General features: G+C 50.5%; 1 protein-coding gene. It reads right to left on the reverse strand.

Annotation, left to right across the window (positions count from 1 at the left end; genetic code table 11):
- Window positions 1-20: 20 nt before the first annotated feature.
- Window positions 21-389 carry a c-type cytochrome gene (locus ACTHSP_RS22255; protein WP_440347042.1) on the reverse strand — a complete coding sequence of 123 codons (369 nt, stop codon included), beginning with the start codon at window positions 387-389 and terminating at the stop codon, window positions 21-23.
- Window positions 390-414: the final 25 nt, after the last annotated feature.

Consider the following 414-nt stretch of genomic DNA (forward strand, 5'->3'; position numbering starts at 1 on the left):
GCCTTTAGGGGAGAGACGTTTTATTTTTTCCCGTGAGATTTTTTGACATCTGCTTCAGTAATCGTACCGCCGCCATTGTTGAAGGCGTTCATGATGTAAGTGGCAATGGCGGCAACATCGGCATCATTGATGGCGGTAGCAGGCATAAAGCCGTTGTAGGATTTGCCGTTTACTTTAATCGGGCCGTTGATGCCTTTGGTCATGCTTTGCAACAGCACTTGCGGTTTTTTATTGATATAGTCGGACTGGAATAAAGGCGGGAACATGGCGCCCCGGCCTTCGCCTTTTTTACCGTGGCAGGCGGCGCAGTTGGTTTCGTAAATTTTTTGTCCTTTGTTCATCAGCGCGGCATCAGCGGCAAAAGCGGTTGGGATGCTGAGTGCGGTCAGAAGGAGCAGGATAGGGCGGAGTGCA

The sequence above is a fragment of the Neisseria sp. P0001.S005 genome, assembly GCF_051963715.1.